Raw genomic sequence first — 19,400 nt, forward strand, 5'->3', positions numbered from 1 at the left:
CGGCATCAGGTAACTGTTTGCCAGGAGGGGAGTATTTGCCAGTACGGGCGCTAAAAAAACAAAACCCCCGAATTTGCATTCGAGGGTTATCGGGGAACTTCGCGAGGATTACGCTTCGATAGCGGCGCGAAGTTTTTTCATGGCGTTCTTTTCCAGCTGACGCACACGTTCAGCGGAGACACCATAGCGGTCGGCCAGTTCCTGCAGGGTGGACTTGTTGTCTTCGTCCAGCCAGCGGGCACGGATGATATCCTGGCTACGCTCGTCAAGGCCTTCCATTGCATAGGTCAGCTTGTTGGCGGCCTGCTCCTCCCAGTTATCATCTTCAATGCCGTCGGCAAAGTTAGATGACTTATCCTGCAGATAGAGGACCGGGGCCATCGGCTGGCTGTCGGAGGCATCGTCGTCAGAGGACATATCAAAGGTCATGTCCTGCGCGGCCATCCGCGATTCCATCTCACGCACGTCTTTGCTGGAGACGCCCAGCTCGCGGGCAACCATTTCCACTTCGTCCTGGTTGAACCAGCCCAGACGCTGCTTGGTTTTACGCAGGTTAAAGAACAGTTTACGCTGTGCTTTGGTGGTGGCGACCTTCACGATACGCCAGTTACGCAGCACGTATTCGTGGATTTCCGCTTTGATCCAGTGCACAGCAAAGGAAACCAGACGCACACCCACTTCCGGGTTGAAGCGACGCACCGCCTTCATCAGGCCAATGTTACCTTCCTGGATCAGGTCTGCCTGCGGCAGGCCGTAGCCCGCGTAATTACGAGCAACGTGAACAACAAAGCGCAGGTGAGACAGGATCAGCGTCTTAGCTGCTTCCAGATCGCCCTGGTAATGCAGCTTTTCAGCAAGCTCCTTTTCTTCCTCGGCCGTCAACATCGGCCAGGTGTTAGCGGCCCGGATGTAAGATTCCAGGTTACCAACAGGGGCTAAAGCTAAAGTTTGCATTTCTTTGGTCATTCATTCCTCTCAATCAATTTTTCTGGCGGCGGTTAGTCCCCATCAGGCAACGAACATGCCAGAATTAATGAGCAACGAGAATATCACTCACTCTTTTATCAGACAGTGATTTTATCCACAAGTTCCGAGTGAAACTGTGAATAAATTACGCACAAAATGTGACGTGAAGATGATGATGCGGGTCAGAGTCAACGAAAGGCTCTTTCCCTGCACGGTGATTCTCAATGCAGGGAAAGATTATACCAGAGATTTTTTAGTCAGGGGTAAAGTGACGTAAATGTTGCACGGTTGCTAACCAGGCCGCTATCCAGCCGATCATCGAGCAAACCAGCAGCAATAAGAGGCACTCGTCAAAGGATAAACCGCTGATATTAAACTTAGTTCCAAAAACCTGCGCCACTTCGGTTACCGCGGCGGAAAGTCGCATCACCAAAATTTCTGACAAAATCAGTGAAAGAAATGCACCGGCAAAACCGAGCAGCGCGCCGCCATACAGGAACGGACGCAGGATGAAGCCATCGGTGGCGCCGATCAGCTTCTGTACGTTAATGGTGTCGCGACGGGCAAAGATGCTCAGGCGCACGCTGTTGCCGATAACGAGGAACACCGCCGCTACCATCAGCACGCCGATCATCGCCGCAACGCGCCCCACAAGGCCCGTCAGCGCCGTCAGACGGGCGAACCAGCTGTCGTCCATCCGCACCTCATCAATGCCGTGAATACGGGAGACGCGATCGCGCAGGGTGTTTAGCGACTCGGTGCCCTGGAAATCGAGTTTTGGGATCACCACCGCCACCGCAGGCAGAGGGTTCTCTTCCAGCATATCCAGCGCGCCGCCAAACCCGGACCAGTTACGGAACTCGCCCAGCGCGTCTTCCCGCGACAGGTAGTTCACCTTCTCAACCCCCTGCTCGGCCTGTAGCTGACCCACAACCTGGGCAGCGGCGTTATCGTCGAGGGATTTATCGAGATAAACGGTGATCTGCGGAGAAGGATAGTACTGCGACGCCGCCTGATTAACGTTTTTATAGACCATGTAGCAGACGCTGGGCAGGGTCAGGGAGATGGCGATCACCATGACCGTCAGGAAGGTGGCGAACGGTTTGCTTTTCAGATCCTGCAGTGCGCCCTGGAAGGCGTAACGCACCTGCTCGTTAAACACGTTGGTTTTGCGCGAGTTGGGTCTTGGCGCGGATTTGCTGCGCTTCGGCGCATTGCGGTTGCCCTCTCCCGGGCCGCCTGCCGATTTACGAAAACGGTCAAGTTTGCTGCCAAACTGCCGCATCTGGTTCATTGCGTCACGCTTATTCACCGAGGCCTCCGTGCAAATGACCGTCGCTGAGCGTCAGCATGCGGTACGAACGACGAGCAATCAGCCCCATGTCGTGCGTCGCCATCAGTACTGTCACCCCCACGCGGTTAAACTCCTCAAACAGACGCAGGATCCCTTCGGAAAGGGCGTCGTCCAGGTTACCGGTCGGTTCATCCGCCAGCAGCACCGCCGGTTTATTCACCACCGCGCGGGCAATGCCCACGCGCTGCTGTTCACCGCCGGAAAGCTGGATAGGGAAGTTCTTCGCTTTGTCCAGCAGCCCGACCTTATCCAGCGCCGCCGATACGCGACGACGAATATCATCCCCGCTGGCGCCCGCGATAATCAGCGGGATCGCCACGTTGTCGAAGACCGTGCGGTCCATCAGCAGATGGTGATCCTGGAAAATCATGCCGATCTGCCGACGCAGAAACGGCACTTCGCGGTTTTTCAGGCGGCTGATGTCGTGGCCGCTGAACCAGATTTTCCCGGCGCTTGGCCGTTCGATCCCACAGATAAGCTTGAGCAGGGTACTTTTCCCCGCGCCGGAGTGGCCGGTCAGAAATGCCATCTCGCCCGGCTGCAGGTGGAATGTCACTCCCTGCAGCGCTTGTCTCCCACCAAGATAGGCCTTGCTGACGTGTTCAAAGCGAATCATTGTTAATCCTCTCGGGCAAAAAGTGCCTCAATAAAGTCGCCCGATTTAAACGGACGTAAATCTTCGATACGTTCGCCAACACCGATGTAGCGGATAGGAATACCAAACTGATCCGCTACCGAGAAGATCACCCCGCCTTTCGCGGTGCCATCCAGCTTGGTCAGCGTGATCCCGGTCAGCCCTACCGCTTCATGGAACAGCTTCGCCTGGCTGATGGCGTTCTGTCCGGTGCTGGCATCAATAGTCAGCATAATTTCATGCGGTGCATCTTCGTCCAGCTTTTTCATCACGCGGACGATCTTCTTCAGCTCTTCCATCAGGTGCGATTTATTCTGCAGACGCCCTGCGGTATCGGCAATCAGGACATCAACATTGCGCGCTTTCGCCGCCTGAATCGCATCGAAAATTACCGATGCGGAGTCTGCGCCGGTGTGCTGGGCAATCACCGGAATATTGTTGCGCTGGCCCCACACCTGCAGCTGCTCAACGGCGGCGGCACGGAAGGTATCCCCCGCGGCCAGCATCACCGATTTACCTTGCTGTTCAAACTGACGCGCCAGCTTGCCGATAGTGGTGGTTTTACCCACGCCGTTAACGCCCACCATCAGAATAACAAAAGGCATTTTGCCTTCAATATTAAGCGGTTCGTCAACTTTTGCGAGGATTTCACCCATCTCTTCTTTCAGCAGGCCGTAGAGCGCTTCGGCATCGCGCAGCTGTTTACGGCTGGCGCTCTCCGTCAGGCTGCTGATGATTTTGCGGGTGGTTTCCACGCCAACATCGGCAATCAGGAGCTGTTCTTCCAGCTCTTCAAAGAGATCATCATCGATTTTCTTGCCGCGGAACAGACTGATAAATCCGGAACCGAGGTTCTCTTTGGTTTTGATCAGGCTGCGTTTCAGGCGCGCAAAGAAACCTTCTTTGGTCGGCTTTTCCTGCTCCTGAACAATCTCTTCAACCGGCTCGTTCTCGTCGGCGACCGGGACAACCATCACCGCCTCTTCTGCCGCCTCAGCCGCCAGCGCCTGCGCTTCGAGCTCTTCGTCGCTGATCGTCTCTTCTTCGGTTTCTGGCAAATACTCTTCCGGGATCGCCTCTTTACTCTCTTCAGCGATCTCTTCCGGCAGCGGTAATTCTTCATGCTCGACAGCCTGCGGCGGGACCGCCTCCGCGACCGGCTCGACAATCTCCTCGACCGCGACAGGTTCTGGCTCAACGGCGACAGGCTCCGGTTCAACCGGCTGCGGTTTTTCACGCTCCTGAACCTGCTCTGTGACCTCAACCACCTCTTCAGCAAAGGCTTCAGTCTCTTGCGGGCTGTGGGTGCGCGCTTCTGCTTCTACGTCAGCGACGGTTTCAACAGGGGTTTCAGGCTGCGGCTGTTCAACCGCTGCGGGCTGTTCTGCGCTCTGTTGTTCTTCGTTCTGCTGCTCGGTTTCCTGCTCTTTTTGACCAAATCCCAGCCAGGAAAAGAAGCCACGTTTTTTCTCTTTTGCCATCTGCGACTACACCCCTCGCGGTTAATTACTGGCGCTATATACATGGAAGCTAAAAAAATGATGAAATAGTTTATCACTTAACTTAACGCACATCACCGCCTGCAAACGCAGGCCGTACGAGTGACCTGAGCAACAATATGAAGAAACCCAACCGTGCTGCCGCGGGCCAAATTCGCATTATCGGTGGTCAGTGGCGTGGCCGTAAACTTCCCGTCCCGGACAGCCCCGGCCTGCGCCCGACCACCGACCGCGTCCGTGAGACGCTGTTTAACTGGCTGGCACCTTCAATGGTAGATGCCCGTTGCCTGGACTGCTTCGCCGGAAGCGGCGCGCTCGGCCTTGAAGCCCTTTCACGCTACGCCGCCAGCGCCACGCTGCTGGAGATGGATCGCAGCGTCGCCCAGCAGTTGCAGCAAAACCTGGTGACGCTGAAAGCGGCGCACGCCCGCGTCGTTAACACCAACACCCTCGCGTTTCTGGCCCAGGCAGGCACCCCGCACGATGTAGTATTTGTCGATCCGCCGTTTCGCAAAGGGCTGCTGGAAGAGACGCTGTCGCTGCTGGAAAACAACGGCTGGCTGGCGGATGATGCGCTAATCTACGTCGAGAGCGAGGTAGAAAACGGTTTACCGCCGGTGCCCGCCCACTGGGATCTGCACCGGGAGAAAGTAGCCGGACAGGTCGCCTATCGTCTTTATCACCGTCAATCACAAGGAGAGACTGATGCCGGTACTGATTAATCTGGGTCGTTTGCTGATGCTGGGGGTCTGGGCATTTTTGCTCCTCAACCTCGTCCACCCGTTCCCACGCCCGATGAACATTTTTGTTAACGTGGCGCTGATTTTTACCTCGTTTATGCATGCCCTGCAGATGGTGATGCTAAAAAACGGCATACCGAAAGACGGTCCGCAGATGACCGGCTGGCAGCAGGCCCGCGTCTTTATCTTCGGCGTGTTTGAGCTGCTGGTGTGGATGAAGAAATTTAAAGCGCAGGCGAAGAAGTAACCTGCGGCCTTCTGCCCGGTGGCGCTGCGCTTACCGGGCCTACGTTTCGTGCGGGCTGGCTGACTACGGCGCCGGATCAAACCCCTCAAACCGTGACCCCTTGTAACGCAACGTTCCTTTATCCCCCACCGTCAGCTGATGGTACTGCTTCTCGTCGAGGCGAAAGGTCATCTCCAGACCGCCGCTTTCCGGCTTAAAGCTCGCTTCATAGCGCATGCTGGTGCCGGCAGGCGTAACCTGCTGCTGACGCGATCGACGATCGTTTAGCGCTTTTTCCCGTTTATTGCTCACCACCACCCGCTTTTGCAGCAGCGGCGCGGCGTCGTTATCGGCCTTTTCCCGACGCTGCTGCACAAAGCGAAATGACGCGGCAACGACGATAATTGCCAGAACGATAATAAAAAAGAGCGGCATCTTGCTCATTAGACAATCCTTAAGACCAGGCTGAAATCAGGATAGCGTGCCACGCTGTGCATTGCTATTGGCCCGTCTGCACCACTACACTGAAGTGAAACTGTTTATTCAACAATAACAGATACAGGGACTTAATATGCTTTGGTCATTTATCGCTGTCTGTTTCTCCGCATGGCTGTATGTCGATGCGTCCTACCGCGGCCCTGCCTGGCAGCGCTGGCTGTTTAAACCCGTCACCCTCCTGCTGCTACTGCTGCTGGCCTGGCAGGCGCCGATGTTCAACGCCATCAGCTACCTGGTGCTCGCAGGGCTCTGCGCATCGCTGGTGGGCGATGCCCTGACCCTGCTGCCGCGCCAGCGCCTGCTCTATGCCGTGGGGGCGTTTTTCTTATCGCATCTGCTCTACACCATCTATTTCGCCAGCCAGATGACGCTCTCCTTCTTCTGGCCGCTGCCGCTGGCGCTGCTGGTCGTTGGCGCGGTGCTGATAGCGGTGGTCTGGACGCGTCTGGAGGAGATGCGCTGGCCAATCTGTACGTTTATCGCCATGACGCTGGTGATGGTGTGGCTGGCAGGTGAGCTGTGGTTCTTCCGTCCGACGGCCCCGGCGCTGTCGGCTTTCGTGGGGGCCACGCTCCTGCTGCTGAGCAATATTGTCTGGCTGGGCAGTCATTACCGTCGCCGTTTCCGCGCCGATAATGCCATTGCCGCCGCCTGCTATTTTGCCGGGCACTTCCTGATCGTGCGTTCGCTCTATATTTAACGCTTGACTCTGGAGTCGACTCCAGAGTGTATGCTGCGGTTAATGAGAAAATTATCATTGCCGGAGAGTGCCATGTCGATTCCAGAAACACCGAAAAAAGTGCCGCAGTTCGCGGCGCTTAAACTCGCCCCCCTTCCTGCTAAAGAGGCCTGTTGTAGCGTGGATCACACTCCACCGCAGGCCGAAACCGTGCTGCCTGCCGAGGGCGAGCGTTACAGCTGGGTGGTCAATGGCATGGACTGCGCCGCCTGCGCGCGCAAAGTGGAAAACGCCGTTCGCCAGGTGGCGGGGGTGAACCATGTCCAGGTGCTGTTTGCCACGCAAAAGCTGCTGGTTGATGCCGCAAGCAACGTCAGCGGCCAGGTCGAGGCCGCGGTAGTGAAGGCAGGCTACACGCTGCGCAATGAAAACGCGCCGGTCGAAAAATCCTCCATGCTGCGCGATAACCTCCCGCTCCTCACGCTGATAGTGTTGATGGCCCTGAGCTGGGGTCTGGCGCAGGTTAACCCTCCCCTCGGCAATATCGCCTTTATCGCCACCACGCTGGTCGGGCTCTGGCCGGTGGCCCGTCAGGCGCTGCGTCTGATGAAGAGCGGCAGTTGGTTCGCCATTGAGACGCTGATGAGCGTCGCCGCCATCGGGGCGCTGTTTATCGGTGCCACGGCGGAAGCGGCGATGGTGCTGCTGCTGTTTTTAACCGGCGAACGGCTGGAGGGCTGGGCGGCGAGCCGGGCGCGCAAAGGGGTGAGCGCGCTGATGGCGCTGAAACCGGAAACCGCCACGCAGATAATCAACGGCGAGCGCAAAACGGTGCCCATTGCCGGGCTGCGCCCGGGGGATGTGATCGAAGTCGCCGCTGGTGGACGCCTGCCCGCCGACGGGACGCTGCTTACCGCCGCCGCCAGCTTTGATGAAAGCGCCCTCACCGGCGAGTCCATCCCGGTCGATCGCACCGCGGGCGAAAAGGTGCTAGCGGGAGCCACCAGCGTCGATCGTCTGGTCGAGCTGACGGTCTTGTCGGAGCCGGGCGAGAGCGCCATCGACCGCATCCTGAAGCTGATTGAAGAGGCGGAAGCGCGCCGCGCCCCGGTGGAGCGCTTTATCGACCGCTTCAGCCGCCTCTATACCCCGGTGATTATGCTCATCGCCCTGCTGGTTGCTGTAGTGCCACCGCTGCTGTTCAGCGCGCCCTGGGAGGGCTGGATCTACAAGGGGCTGACCCTGCTGCTGATTGGCTGTCCATGTGCGCTGGTGATCTCGACGCCAGCGGCGATCACCTCCGGGCTGGCAGCCGCAGCGCGACGTGGCGCGTTGATTAAGGGCGGCGCGGCGCTGGAGCAGCTGGCGCAGGTGCAGCGGGTGGCCTTCGATAAAACCGGTACCCTGACGGTCGGCAAACCTCAGGTGACGGGCATTTATCCGCTCGACAGCGGCGAAAACGCCCTGCTGGCGCTGGCGGCGGCGGTAGAGCAGGGTTCCACCCACCCGCTGGCGCAGGCGATTGTGCGTGAAGCAAAAGCCCGCGGGCTGACGATTGCGGCGGCGACCGCGCAGCGGGCGCTAATGGGCTCCGGGATTGAAGCCGAGGTCGCGGGCAGTAAAGTGCTGATTTGCGCCGCGGATAAATTCCCTGCCCCGCACCTGGCGGTGCAAACCACTACCCTGGAGCAGGCCGGACAGACGGTGGTGATGGTGGTTCAGGAGGGCGTGGCCAAGGGACTTATTACGCTGCGCGACACCCTACGGGATGATGCGAAAGAGGCCGTGCAGGCCCTGCATCAGCTGGGGATCAAAGGTGTGATTCTCACCGGGGATAACCCGCGCGCCGCCGCGGCCATTGCCGGCGAACTGGGGCTGGATTTCCGGGCGGGGCTGCTGCCCGCCGATAAAGTGCAGGCGGTGACGGCGCTGAATGACACCGCGCCGCTGGCGATGGTAGGAGACGGTATTAACGACGCCCCGGCAATGAAGGCGGCAACCCTTGGCATTGCAATGGGCAGTGGCACCGATGTGGCGCTGGAGACCGCCGACGCGGCCCTCACCCACAACCGCCTGAGCGGGCTGGCGCAGATGATCAGCCTCGCGCGCGCCACCCGCGCCAATATCCGGCAGAATATTACTATCGCGCTGGGGTTGAAGGGAATTTTCCTGCTGACCACCCTGCTGGGCATGACGGGATTATGGCTGGCGGTGCTGGCGGATACCGGGGCGACGGTGCTGGTGACGGCCAACGCGCTGCGGTTATTGCGCCAGAGGTAAGAAAAAGCCCGGTGGCGGCTGCGCCTTACCGGGCCTACGATTTTCCAGGCCGGGCAAGCGCAGCGCCGCCCGGCCCCATCGTTACTGCATTCCCAACGTGTGCGGCAACCACAGCGATATTGCCGGAATGTAGGTCACCATCCCTAACACTATCAGCAGCATGGCATAGAACGGCAGCATCTCCTTCACTACGGCTTCGATCTTCTGCTTGCTCACCGCGCTGGCGACAAACAGCACCGAGCCTACCGGCGGGGTAATCAGGCCGATCCCGAGGTTAACCATCATGATCATGCCGAAGTGCACCGGATCGATACCCAGGGCGTTGGTCACCGGCAGCAGGACCGGCGTCAGGATCAGGATGATCGGCGCCATGTCCATCAGGGTGCCAATCAGCAGCAGCATGATGTTGAGGTACATCAGAATGACGTACTTGTTATCCGACAGCGACGTAAAGAATGCGGTGATGCGCATCGGCAGCTGCATGTAGGTCATCACCGCGCCAAAGGCCGCGGCAAAGCCAATCAGGATCATCACGATGGTGACCGTTTTGACCGTGCGGCACATCAGCTTCGGCAGCTCGTTCCACTTATAGTCGCGATAGATAAACATGGTGACGAAGAAGGCCCACAGGCAGGCGACCGCCGCAGACTCCGTTGCGGTAAAGATACCCGACAGGATCCCGCCGAGAATAATCACCACCGTCATCAGGCCCCACAGCGCATCCAGCATGGTTTTTAACGCCTGCTTGAACGGAATGCGCTCCCCTTTCGGGTAGCCGCGCTTGCGCGCGAAGCATAAACAGAGCGCCATCAGCCCCATGCCCAGCAGCAGACCCGGCAGTACGCCCGCGATAAACAGCGTGGCGATAGAGACCGTGCCGCCTGCCGCCAGGGAGTAGATCACCGAGTTGTGGCTCGGCGGGATCAGAATCGCCTGCACAGAGCCGCTGGCGGTGACCGCCGCCGCATATTCGCGCGGATAGCCCTTCTTCTCCATCTCCGGGATCATCACGGTCCCGATGGAGGCGGTATCCGCCACCGAGGAGCCGGAAATAGCGCCGAAAAAGGTCGAAGCGACGATATTCACCAGCGACAGCCCGCCGCGAATAAAGCCGACAAAGATATAGGCGAAGTTAACCAGCCGCCGGGCAATGCCCCCTTCCGCCATGATCGCCCCCGCGAGGATAAAGAACGGGATCGCCAGCAGGGTAAATTTGTTCACCCCGCTGGTGATTTGGATCATTAATGCTTCAAGCGGCAGATCAATCCACAGCGCGCCAGCCACGGCGCTTAAGCCGACGGCAAAGGCCACCGGCATCCCCAGCGCCAGCAGAATGGCGAGGGTGAATAACAAAACAAAGGCATCCATTGTTCACCCCTTAACTGTGGTTGCCGATCAGCACGACCGGGCGACTTTCCTGAGAGCCAAACAGCAGGCGCTCAAGCACAAACAGGATCAAAATCGCCGACCCCACCGGCAGCGGCAGATAACTTTCGCCGGAGGTCAGGATCGGAAACTCCGCGACCGGCTGGTCCCAGAGTTCAATGCACAGCAGGTAGCTGTACCAGAACATGATGCCGGAGATGACCAGCATCAGCAGATCCACCACCCGTGCGCAGACCGTTTTCAGTGAGTCTGGCAATCTGTCTGTGAGCATGTTCACCGCAATATGTGAGCCGGCGCGGTAGCTCACCGCCGCGCCGATAAAGGTGAACGTCACCATGCAGATAATGGCAATCGGCTCCGGCCACGACTCACCGCGGTTGAGTACGTAGCGCGAAAAGATGCCAATCGGGATAACGATGGTCATCACCAGCAGCGACAGCCCGGCAATGGCCATCGCCAGCAGGTAGAGACGGTCCATCCATTTCAGATAGAGTTCGGACATAAATACTCCGGCTTACTTAACGTCAGCGATGGCTTTCATCAGATCCTGATGTTTTTCACCATACTGGGCGCGCACCGGCTCGGTCGCTTTAACGAACACCGCCTTGTCGATGTCGTGGAACTGCACGCCGCCCGCCTTCATCTTCGCCAGCGCTTCGTCGTTGTAGGCCTGCCACAGCTTACGCTGCTCCATCTGCGCTTCACGGGCCAGGGTCTTAATTTTTTCCTGCTCGTCGGCGCTCAGCTTGTCCCACTTCACTTTGGAGTAGAGCAGCATTTCCGGAGTGATAAAGTGGCCGCTCAGGGTGTAGTTTTTGGCCACCGGCATGTAGTTGTGGGCGATATAGGTCGGTGGGTTATTCTCAGCGCCGTCGATAACGCCGGTCTGCATGCCGCTGTAGACTTCACTTACCCCCATCGCCACCGAGTTGGCGCCCATATCTTTCAACGTCGCCAGCGCCACCGGGCTGCCCTGAACGCGGATTTTCTTACCTTTCAAATCTTCCGGTTTAACAATCGGATCTTTGGTGATCAGGTTACGGGTGCCGGAGTCCATCCAGCCGAGGAAGACCAGCTTCGATTTCGGGTTCGCCGTCAGTTTTTCGCCGATCTGCTTACCGATGTCGCCGTCGATCACTTTGTGCATATGGTCTTCATCGCGGAATACATACGGCAGGGTAAAGACTTCGATATCCGGCAGGATGGCCGCAACCGGCGCCATGGAGACGCGGATCATATCGATGGCGCCCATCTGCGCCTGCTCAATCATCTGCTTTTCATCACCCAGTACGCCGCCAGGGAAGACTTTGATCTCCAGCTTGCCGTCGGTTTGTTGTTTAAGTTTTTCACCCATATGCTCCACCGCCACCACGTTCGGGTAGCCTTCAGGATGCACATCAGCAGCTTTAATGGTTTGAGCAGAGACAGAGGCAGCAAAAGCAGACAGACACAGAGCGGCCAGCAACGGCTTGATGGTCGTTTTCATTGAGTCAACTCCAGGGTATGAGGTAAGCGTTGGAACGGCGTTTTAGTTTTCAGCTTCAAAACTAGCCTAAGGCCTGGAAAACGAGGGTGAAGCGCCTCACAAAAAGCGCTAAAATTTGAAACAATGGTTCAAATTGGTGATGGAGTTCAAACGAATGGCCTTTCAGGCCCGTGCAGGAGGGCGTGCCGGAGGGCGGCTACGCCTTACCCGGCCTACGCGTAGGCCCGTGCAAGCGCAGCGCCGCCGGGCAAAATGGCATTAGCCTTTGCGGATCAGATAGCGATAGGGCAGCGAGGCGGTTTCCTGTGCCAGCAGCTCATGTTCCATAAAGGTACAAAAGCCGGGAATATCGCGGGTGGTGGCCGGATCGTCGGCAATAATTAACAGCGTCTCGCCGGTTTGCATCGTGCGCACGGTTTTGCGCACCATCATCACCGGTTCCGGGCAGCGCAGGCCCTGGGCGTCAAGAGTATGGTCTGGGCTGGAAAACAGATCGGTCATCGTCGTCTCGTTCAGATAAAAAACGGCAGTAGTTTACGCCCCAGGCCGGGCAAAGCAAACCAGGTTAACGATTGCGTAAAAATTAGCCGTTGCAAAGCACAATGAAAGCAGTATGATGCGGCCGGTTTATTGGGTTCCCTCACCCCAACTCTTAAAAAGGTCACAATATGACGCAGTTCTCTCAATCGCAGCGCGTAAAAGCGTTGTTCTGGCTTTCGCTTTTCCATCTGCTGGTGATTACCTCCAGTAACTACCTGGTACAGCTGCCGATCTCCATTTTTGGTTTTCATACCACCTGGGGCGCGTTCAGTTTCCCGTTTATCTTCCTTGCGACCGATCTTACCGTCCGTATCTTTGGCGCACCGCTCGCCCGACGCATTATTTTTGCCGTCATGCTTCCGGCGCTATTTGTGTCATACGGGATCTCCTCGCTGTTCTATATGGGAAGCTGGCAGGGCTTTGAGGCGCTGACGCACTTTAACCTTTTTGTCGCCCGTATCGCCGCCGCCAGCTTTATGGCCTATGCGCTGGGGCAGATCCTCGACGTGCATGTCTTTAACCGCCTGCGCCAGAACCATCTCTGGTGGATGGCGCCGACCGCCTCCACGCTGTTTGGCAACGTCAGCGATACGCTGGCCTTTTTCTTTATCGCCTTCTGGCGCAGCCCGGATGCGTTTATGGCCGAACACTGGATGGAAATTGCCCTCGTGGATTACGCCTTCAAGGTGCTTATCAGCCTGGTCTTCTTCCTGCCGATGTACGGCGTACTGCTGAATATGTTGCTGAAAAGATTCGAGGATAAATCTGAAATTTCAGCATTACGGGCAGGTTAAAGGTTCCCCTGAACAGTTGTGATAAGATGGATTGATGCGCCGTTATGGCCGTTTATCGAAAGGAAGAATGTAATGCGCAATCTGGTTAAATATGTCGGGATTGGCCTGCTGGTGATGGGGCTTGCCGCTTGTGATAACAGCGACACGAAAGCACCTGCTCAGGCTGCGTCTGCGGAAAGCAACGCCACGGGTCAGCCGGTCAGCCTGATGGATGGCAAACTCAGTTTCTCACTGCCCGCGGATATGACCGATCAGAGCGGCAAGCTGGGTACGCAGGCGAACAATATGCACGTCTATTCCGATGCCACCGGGCAGAAAGCAGTGATTGTGATCGTCGGCGACGACACCAGTGAAGACCTGGGCGTGCTGGCGAAACGTCTGGAAGATCAGCAGCGCAGCCGCGACCCGCAGCTGCAGGTGGTCACCAACAAAGCCATCGATCTGAAAGGCCACACCCTGCAACAGCTGGACAGCATCATCTCTGCCAAAGGCCAGACCGCTTACTCCTCCGTGGTGCTGGGCAAAGTGGACAACAAGCTGCTGACCCTGCAGATCACGCTGCCTGCTGACGACCAGCAGAAAGCGCAAACTGCCGCAGAGAACATCATCAATACCCTGGTGATTCAGTAAGTCATCACGATGAAATGGCCTCCTTCGGAGGCCATTTTTTTAGCCGCCACGTCAGCAGTAACGCCACCGCCACCAGCCCCGCCGCCGCCAGATAGATAACCGGTACCCCGGCCCACGCCATCACCAGCCCGGCCAGCGGCCCGGTCACCCCCAGCGACATATCCATAAACACCGTATAGGTCGCCAGCGCCGCCCCCTGGTTCTGCTGCGGTACCGCTTTGACCGCCACCACCCCCAGCGCCGGGAAGACCAGCGAGAAGCCTGCCCCCGCAAGGAACACCCCGATCCGCGCCATCCACGGCGCCTCAGCGATGCCGGTCAGCAGCAGGCCGAGGATCTCAACGCTAAAGCAGATCATCGCCACGTTCAGTCCGCCCAGCCGGTTGATGCCGTTGGGGAACAGCAGGCGGGTGCCGACGAAGGCGCAGCTAAAGAGCGTCAGCGCGAAGGCCGCGCCGTCCCAGCCTTTATCGGCGTAAAACAGCGTAATGAAAGTGGCGATAACCCCAAAACCTGCCGAACCGAGCGCCAGCGCCATGCCGTAGGGCCAGACGCGCCCCAGCACCGTGCGAAACGGCATCGGCTTGCCTTTGCTGGCCTTCACTTTCGGACGTGGCAGGGCGAAGAGGATCGCCAGCAGCGCCACCCCCATAATGGTCAACGCCAGCCCGCTCAGGCCGGTGTAGCGATAGCAGAGCACGCCAAGGGGCGCGCCCATCGCCATTGCGCCATAGGTGACGATGCCGTTCCAGGAGATCACCCGCCCGATGTGCGAAGCTCCCACTACCCCCACGCCCCACAGCGTTGAGCCCGTTCCGGCAAGGCTTTGTCCGATGCCTAAGATCACCCGGCCAAAACAGAGTAACGCCAGGCTGACCACCGGCCAGGCGCTGGTCAACCCGGCCAGGAAATAGCTCACCCCGCTCAGGAAGCAGCCGCACAGCCCCAGCACCACAATGCTCTTGGGCCCGAACAGATCGGCATAGCGCCCGGCATAGGGGCGGCTTAACAGGGTGGCGAAGTATTGCAGGCTGATGACCAGACCCGCCCAGAAGGCGCTAAATCCCATGATGTCATGCACATAGCCCGGCAGGACGGCCAGCGGCAGGCCGATGGTCAGATAGCTGGCAAAGTTGAAAATCACGACGGAAACAATACGCAGGTTGAGGCGCAATCCACTCAGTGCCGGTTCGGCGGCAGGTTCGGGCATCAGGTTCACCAGAATTTTTACAACAGTGTTTCACTATTACCACGCCAGGGAGAGAAATGCAGCAGCGACTTTAAGATTAACGGCGTCAGCCGAAGCGCTGCGGGCGCACTACACTTAGGAGCATCTTATAAGAGGAATAATCATGATAATCACGCCGCCCGATAAAACGGGTCTTCCACCCGCTGATAAAGCGGGTCTCCATATTTTAATGAAGCTGGCCTGTCTGGTGGTGATCCTGGCAGGCATTCACGCCGCAGCAGATATTCTCGTTCAGCTATTGCTGGCGCTCTTTTTCGCCATCGTCCTTAACCCCCTCGTCACCTGGTTTTTGCGCCGGGGGGTAAGCCGCCCTGTTGCCATCACCATTGTCGTGGTGGTAATGCTGATTGGACTGACGGCGCTGTTTGGGGTGCTGGCGGCCTCGCTCAATGAATTTGCCGCCATGCTGCCGAAATACAACAAAGAGCTGACGCGCAAGATTGTCGATCTGCAGCAAATGTTCCCGTTCCTCAACCTGCACATCTCCCCGGAGCGGATGCTGAGACGGATGGACTCGGAAAAGGTGATGACCTTTGCCACCGCGCTGATGACCCAGCTTTCCGGGGCGATGGCCAGCATTTTGCTGCTGGTGATGACCGTGGTCTTTATGCTGTTTGAAGTGCGCCACGTGCCGTACAAGATGCGTTTTGCCCTCAATAATCCGCAGATCCATATCGCCGGTTTACACCGCGCCCTGAAGGGCGTGTCGCACTACCTGGCGCTGAAAACGCTGCTGAGTTTGTGGACCGGGGCCATTGTCTGGCTGGGGCTGACGCTGCTGGGGGTGCAGTTTGCCCTGATGTGGGGCGTGCTGGCCTTCCTGCTGAACTATGTGCCTAATATCGGCGCGGTGATCTCCGCCGTACCGCCGATGATCCAGGCGTTCCTGTTCAACGGTTTTTACGAATGCATGATGGTGGGGGCGCTATTCCTTATCGTCCACATGGTGCTGGGCAATATCGTTGAGCCGCGAATGATGGGCCACCGGCTGGGAATGTCCACTCTGGTGGTCTTCCTGTCGTTATTGATCTGGGGCTGGTTGCTCGGCCCGGTGGGGATGTTACTTTCCGTGCCGCTCACCAGCGTCTGTAAGATCTGGATGGAGACCACCCGGGGCGGCAGCAAACTGGCGATCCTGCTTGGGCCAGGCAGACCAAAAAGCAGGCTGCCGGGATAGCGTCTCCCCTTTTAGCGCGCGCGGTGCGGTAAACTTATACGTCGGGTCAGCAATGGCCCGACGTTCTCTGTTCTAACCGGCGAAAGGTGACGTAATTCATGTACGAGAAGGACACGCTCAGCGCGCTTGAGGCCATCACCGAAGCGCAACGCATCGCGTTTGCCCCCATGCTGTTTCAGACCGCGCGCTGTCTGCGTCATTTCGGGGTGCTCGCCTTGCTGGACAAACAGGGCCAGCACGGCGCGACGCTTGACGAGATCGTCGCTAACTGCACGCTCAGTGAGTATGGCGCGGGCGTGCTGCTGGATATGGGATTAAGCGGACGGATCGTGACCCGCAGCGACGGACGTTATTATCTGGCTAAAATCGGCCACTACCTGCTGCATGACAGCATGACCCGGGTCAACATGGATTTCACCCAGGACGTATGCTACCAGGGACTGTTTCACCTTGCCGATTCTCTGCAAGGGGAAAAGCCGGCGGGACTGACGGTCTTTGGCGACTGGCCAACCATCTATCCGGCCCTCTCTGCCCTGCCCGAGCAGGCACAGCGGAGCTGGTTTGCTTTCGATCACTTCTATTCCGACGGCGCATTCGACGCCGCCCTGCCCCTTATATTCGCAAGCAGGCCGACAAAATTGTACGATGTCGGCGGCAATACGGGTAAATGGGCGCTACGCTGCTGTAGATACGATGAAAATGTCGCCGTTACGCTGCTCGATTTGCCGCAGCAAATTGCACTGGCCCAGGAAAATATCGCAAAAGCAGGATTATCTCATCGTATTGGGTTCCATCCTGTCGATATGCTTAGCGACGCTGAACTGCCGGATGACGCGGATGTCTGGTGGATGAGCCAGTTTCTGGACTGCTTCTCTCCCGATCAGATTGTGACCCTGCTAAGCAACGTGGCGAAGGTGATGAAGCCGGGTGCCCGCCTGTGCATTCTGGAACTGTTCTGGGATGCGCAACGATTCGAAGCGGCCGCCTTCAGCCTGAACGCCACCTCGCTCTATTTCACCTGTATGGCGAACGGCAACAGCCGTTTTTACAGCGCAGAAAAATTTTATCACTATCTGGAAAAAGCAGGATTCCGGGTAGAAGAGCGGCATGACAATCTCGGGGTGGGCCACACCTTATTGATTTGCCAGAAATATGAACAGTAACGCCGCCTGAATGACAGGGGCGTGACCGGATGACGGGTTTATCGCGGACGCGCGCAGATGAAATTTGCACTTAACATTCTCGACTGGCAAGCCAGAGCGCCAGGCCTTTGCGATGCCAGTCAGTGGCAGGCATGGTCACAGGGCTCGCACGCCATCGATCCTGCCGCGCCGCAGGCAAAACTGTCCGAACTGCCGATGATGACCGCCCGCCGCCTCAGCTCTGGCAGCAAGCTGGCGGTGGAGTGCGGAATGGCGATGGTGCGCAAGCACGCCATTGACGCCGTGGTCTACACCAGCCGTCACGGTGAGCTGGAGCGAAACTACCGCCTTCTGCATGCGCTGGCGACCGGACAGGATCTCTCCCCCACCGATTTCGCCATGTCGGTGCATAACTCCGCGGTGGGGAATCTCACCATCGCCGCGCGTCTGCCGATCGTTTCGTCGTCCCTCTCCGCCGGAATGGATACCTTCCAGCAGGGTCTCATTGAGGTGCTGAGCCTGCTGCATGCCGGGTATAAGCGGCTGTTAATGGTCGATTTCGACGGCACCCTGCCCGATTTTTACCGCCCCGCGCTGCCGGAACAGATGCCAGGCTGGCCCTATGCTCTGGCGCTGGTCATTGAAGCCGGCAACAGCCTGCGCTGTGAAACCCGCGCCGCCCGTTATCCGGACGAACTCCCGCTGCCGCAGAGCCTGCTGTTCCTGCGCCACTACCTGCGCGACGATGCGCAGTTTGACGTGCCCGGCGAGCGCCTGCTGTGGCAGTGGACGCGGGCATGAGAGCGATTAAGGCGGCGTGTGGCCGCGGCTGGCGATTGGTGATGACCGGCCTGTGCTTCGTGCTGTTTGGCGTGGGCGGACTGCTGCTGTCGCTGGTGTGGTTCAATCTGTTGAACCTGGTGCAGCGCGATCGCGCCCGTCGCCGTCGCCTCGCCCGCCGCAGCATCGCCGCCAGCTTCCGCACCTTTTTAACCGTGGCGCGCGCCCTGGGCGTGCTCGATTACCGTTTCGATAACCTTGAGGTCCTGCGCCAGGAGCGCGGCTGCCTGGTGGTGGCGAATCATCCGACGCTTATCGACTACGTGCTTATCGCCTCGGTGATGCCGGAAACCGACTGTCTGGTGAAAGGCGCTCTGCTGCGGAACCCCTTTCTCAGCGGTGCGATCCGGGCTGCGGATTACCTGATCAACAGCGAAGCCGATACGCTCTTAAGCGCCTGTCAGCAGCGGCTGGGCCAGGGCGACACCCTGCTGATTTTCCCGGAAGGGACGCGTACGCAGGTGGGAAAAGCCATGACGTTGCAGCGCGGGGCGGCGAATATTGCCGTGCGGTGCGCCAGCGATCTGCGGGTGGTACTTATCCACTGCAGTGAGCATCTGCTCGATAAACAGAGCCAGTGGTATGACATACCGCCAGACAAGCCCTTTTTTACGGTTGATGTCCGTGAGCGGGTGAATATTGATGATTTTTACGATGCGGCAGTCCACGAGCCCGCGCTGGCGGCCCGACAGCTCAACCGGCACCTGCAGCATCGCTTAACATCCGGTCTCAAATCTTTGTCAGGAATGAATGATGCAAGCGCTCTACCTTGAAATTAAAAATCTAATTATTACCACCCTCAATCTGGACGAATTGACCGCAGAGGATATCGATACGGATGCCGCGCTGTTTGGCGATGGGTTGGGCCTTGACTCAATCGATGCCCTTGAGCTGGGCCTGGCGGTAAAAAACCAGTACGGCGTGGTGCTGTCTGCGGAAAGCGAAGAGATGCGCCAGCACTTCTACTCCGTTGCCACGCTGGCCTCTTTCATCACTGCCCAACGCGCCTGAGACTGAACTGAAATGACGACTGAACACAAATCCGTTTACCAGGAAGTGACTTCCCTTCTGATCACCCTGTTTGAAGTCGCCCCCGAGGATATAACGCCGCAGGCGCGACTGTATGAGGATCTGGAGCTGGACAGCATCGACGCCGTCGACATGGTGGTTCACCTGCAGAAGCGAACCGGCGCCCGTATCAAGCCGGACACCTTCAAGTCGGTGCGTACCGTGCAGGACGTGGTGGATGCGGTAGAAAAACTGCTGGGCGAAGCGTAACG

General features: G+C 58.1%; 21 protein-coding genes and 1 pseudogene. 12 read left to right on the plus strand and 10 right to left on the minus strand.

Translation table 11 applies throughout. From position 1 onward, the window contains the following. Positions 1–108: 108 nt before the first annotated feature. The 4 genes from rpoH to ftsY form a co-directional block, all read right to left on the minus strand. On the minus strand, positions 109–966 hold the full coding sequence (rpoH, locus tag GNG29_RS21520; RefSeq protein WP_032614938.1) for an RNA polymerase sigma factor RpoH: 858 nt from the start codon (positions 964–966) through the stop codon (positions 109–111). A gap of 253 nt (positions 967–1,219) precedes the next feature. Further along, positions 1,220–2,278, minus strand: a complete 1,059-nt coding sequence (gene ftsX, locus GNG29_RS21525) for a permease-like cell division protein FtsX (protein ID WP_103177362.1) — start codon at positions 2,276–2,278, stop codon at positions 1,220–1,222. Beyond that, positions 2,271–2,936 (minus strand): cell division ATP-binding protein FtsE, encoded by a 666-nt coding sequence (ftsE, locus tag GNG29_RS21530; protein WP_103177363.1) that lies wholly within the window; start codon positions 2,934–2,936, stop codon positions 2,271–2,273. The genes ftsX and ftsE overlap by 8 nt, the downstream gene beginning before the upstream one ends. A 2-nt stretch (positions 2,937–2,938) precedes the next feature. Then, positions 2,939–4,435 carry a signal recognition particle-docking protein FtsY gene (ftsY, locus tag GNG29_RS21535; RefSeq protein WP_156655322.1) on the minus strand — a complete coding sequence of 499 codons (1,497 nt, stop codon included), beginning with the start codon at positions 4,433–4,435 and terminating at the stop codon, positions 2,939–2,941. 137 nt (positions 4,436–4,572) lie between these two features. Here ftsY and rsmD point away from each other — a divergent pair, with 137 nt between their 5' ends. Together rsmD and GNG29_RS21545 are read left to right on the plus strand one after the other, a co-directional pair. Continuing rightward, on the plus strand, positions 4,573–5,175 hold the full coding sequence (rsmD, locus tag GNG29_RS21540) for a 16S rRNA (guanine(966)-N(2))-methyltransferase (protein ID WP_103177365.1): 603 nt from the start codon (positions 4,573–4,575) through the stop codon (positions 5,173–5,175). After that, on the plus strand, positions 5,159–5,440 hold the full coding sequence (locus GNG29_RS21545) for a DUF1145 family protein (RefSeq protein WP_156655323.1): 282 nt from the start codon (positions 5,159–5,161) through the stop codon (positions 5,438–5,440). Before rsmD ends, GNG29_RS21545 begins: the two co-directional genes overlap by 17 nt. A 63-nt stretch (positions 5,441–5,503) precedes the next feature. Here the strand turns inward: GNG29_RS21545 and GNG29_RS21550 are convergent, their stop codons facing one another. Next, complete coding sequence (locus GNG29_RS21550; RefSeq protein ID WP_103177367.1) at positions 5,504–5,863, minus strand: DUF2500 domain-containing protein; 360 nt, start codon at positions 5,861–5,863, stop codon at positions 5,504–5,506. 127 nt (positions 5,864–5,990) lie between these two features. Here GNG29_RS21550 and GNG29_RS21555 point away from each other — a divergent pair, with 127 nt between their 5' ends. Further along, complete coding sequence (locus GNG29_RS21555) at positions 5,991–6,617, plus strand: lysoplasmalogenase (protein ID WP_103177368.1); 627 nt, start codon at positions 5,991–5,993, stop codon at positions 6,615–6,617. 72 nt (positions 6,618–6,689) lie between these two features. Beyond that, on the plus strand, positions 6,690–8,876 hold the full coding sequence (gene zntA / locus GNG29_RS21560) for a Zn(II)/Cd(II)/Pb(II) translocating P-type ATPase ZntA (RefSeq protein ID WP_156655324.1): 2,187 nt from the start codon (positions 6,690–6,692) through the stop codon (positions 8,874–8,876). A gap of 81 nt (positions 8,877–8,957) precedes the next feature. On the opposite strand, the gene GNG29_RS21565 is transcribed toward zntA, so the two are convergent. The 4 genes from GNG29_RS21565 to tusA all read right to left on the minus strand — a co-directional run bounded on the left by GNG29_RS21565 (position 8,958) and on the right by tusA (position 12,249). Continuing rightward, positions 8,958–10,244, minus strand: a complete 1,287-nt coding sequence (locus tag GNG29_RS21565) for a TRAP transporter large permease (protein WP_103177370.1) — start codon at positions 10,242–10,244, stop codon at positions 8,958–8,960. 10 nt (positions 10,245–10,254) lie between these two features. Then, a complete protein-coding gene (locus GNG29_RS21570) occupies positions 10,255–10,764 on the minus strand; it encodes a TRAP transporter small permease (RefSeq protein WP_103177371.1) in 510 nt (169 codons plus the stop codon). Between the two features lie 12 nt (positions 10,765–10,776). Next, positions 10,777–11,748, minus strand: a complete 972-nt coding sequence (locus GNG29_RS21575) for a TRAP transporter substrate-binding protein (RefSeq protein ID WP_103177372.1) — start codon at positions 11,746–11,748, stop codon at positions 10,777–10,779. A gap of 258 nt (positions 11,749–12,006) precedes the next feature. Further along, positions 12,007–12,249, minus strand: a complete 243-nt coding sequence (gene tusA, locus GNG29_RS21580) for a sulfurtransferase TusA (protein ID WP_103177373.1) — start codon at positions 12,247–12,249, stop codon at positions 12,007–12,009. Positions 12,250–12,416: 167 nt separating this feature from the next. Between tusA and GNG29_RS21585 the strand changes: the two genes are divergently transcribed. Both GNG29_RS21585 and GNG29_RS21590 read left to right on the plus strand, forming a co-directional pair. Then, positions 12,417–13,082 carry a 7-cyano-7-deazaguanine/7-aminomethyl-7-deazaguanine transporter gene (locus GNG29_RS21585; protein ID WP_103177374.1) on the plus strand — a complete coding sequence of 222 codons (666 nt, stop codon included), beginning with the start codon at positions 12,417–12,419 and terminating at the stop codon, positions 13,080–13,082. 72 nt (positions 13,083–13,154) lie between these two features. After that, on the plus strand, positions 13,155–13,712 hold the full coding sequence (locus tag GNG29_RS21590; RefSeq protein ID WP_103177375.1) for a DcrB family lipoprotein: 558 nt from the start codon (positions 13,155–13,157) through the stop codon (positions 13,710–13,712). Positions 13,713–13,716: 4 nt separating this feature from the next. Here the strand turns inward: GNG29_RS21590 and GNG29_RS21595 are convergent. Continuing rightward, positions 13,717–14,956 (minus strand): annotated as a pseudogene (locus GNG29_RS21595) (MFS transporter). 108 nt (positions 14,957–15,064) lie between these two features. On the opposite strand from GNG29_RS21595, the gene GNG29_RS21600 reads away from it, so the two are divergent. The 6 genes from GNG29_RS21600 (at position 15,065) to GNG29_RS21625 (ending at position 19,398) form a co-directional block, all read left to right on the plus strand. Further along, positions 15,065–16,138, plus strand: a complete 1,074-nt coding sequence (locus GNG29_RS21600; RefSeq protein WP_103177377.1) for an AI-2E family transporter — start codon at positions 15,065–15,067, stop codon at positions 16,136–16,138. 98 nt (positions 16,139–16,236) lie between these two features. After that, positions 16,237–17,301, plus strand: a complete 1,065-nt coding sequence (locus GNG29_RS21605; RefSeq protein ID WP_156655326.1) for a methyltransferase — start codon at positions 16,237–16,239, stop codon at positions 17,299–17,301. A gap of 57 nt (positions 17,302–17,358) precedes the next feature. After that, positions 17,359–18,081: a beta-ketoacyl synthase chain length factor gene (locus GNG29_RS21610; protein ID WP_156655327.1), complete on the plus strand. Its 723-nt coding sequence runs from the start codon at positions 17,359–17,361 to the stop codon at positions 18,079–18,081. Continuing rightward, a complete protein-coding gene (locus GNG29_RS21615; protein WP_231736567.1) occupies positions 18,078–18,893 on the plus strand; it encodes a 1-acyl-sn-glycerol-3-phosphate acyltransferase in 816 nt (271 codons plus the stop codon). The genes GNG29_RS21610 and GNG29_RS21615 overlap by 4 nt, the downstream gene beginning before the upstream one ends. Continuing rightward, positions 18,874–19,131, plus strand: coding sequence for a phosphopantetheine-binding protein (locus GNG29_RS21620; protein WP_106995276.1), 258 nt, complete (start codon positions 18,874–18,876; stop codon positions 19,129–19,131). Before GNG29_RS21615 ends, GNG29_RS21620 begins: the two co-directional genes overlap by 20 nt. 12 nt (positions 19,132–19,143) lie before the next feature. Beyond that, a complete protein-coding gene (locus GNG29_RS21625) occupies positions 19,144–19,398 on the plus strand; it encodes an acyl carrier protein (protein ID WP_156655328.1) in 255 nt (84 codons plus the stop codon). The last annotated feature ends 2 nt before the right edge of the window (positions 19,399–19,400 follow it).

This window comes from Leclercia sp. Colony189 (assembly GCF_009740165.1).
Lineage (GTDB): Bacteria > Pseudomonadota > Gammaproteobacteria > Enterobacterales > Enterobacteriaceae > Enterobacter.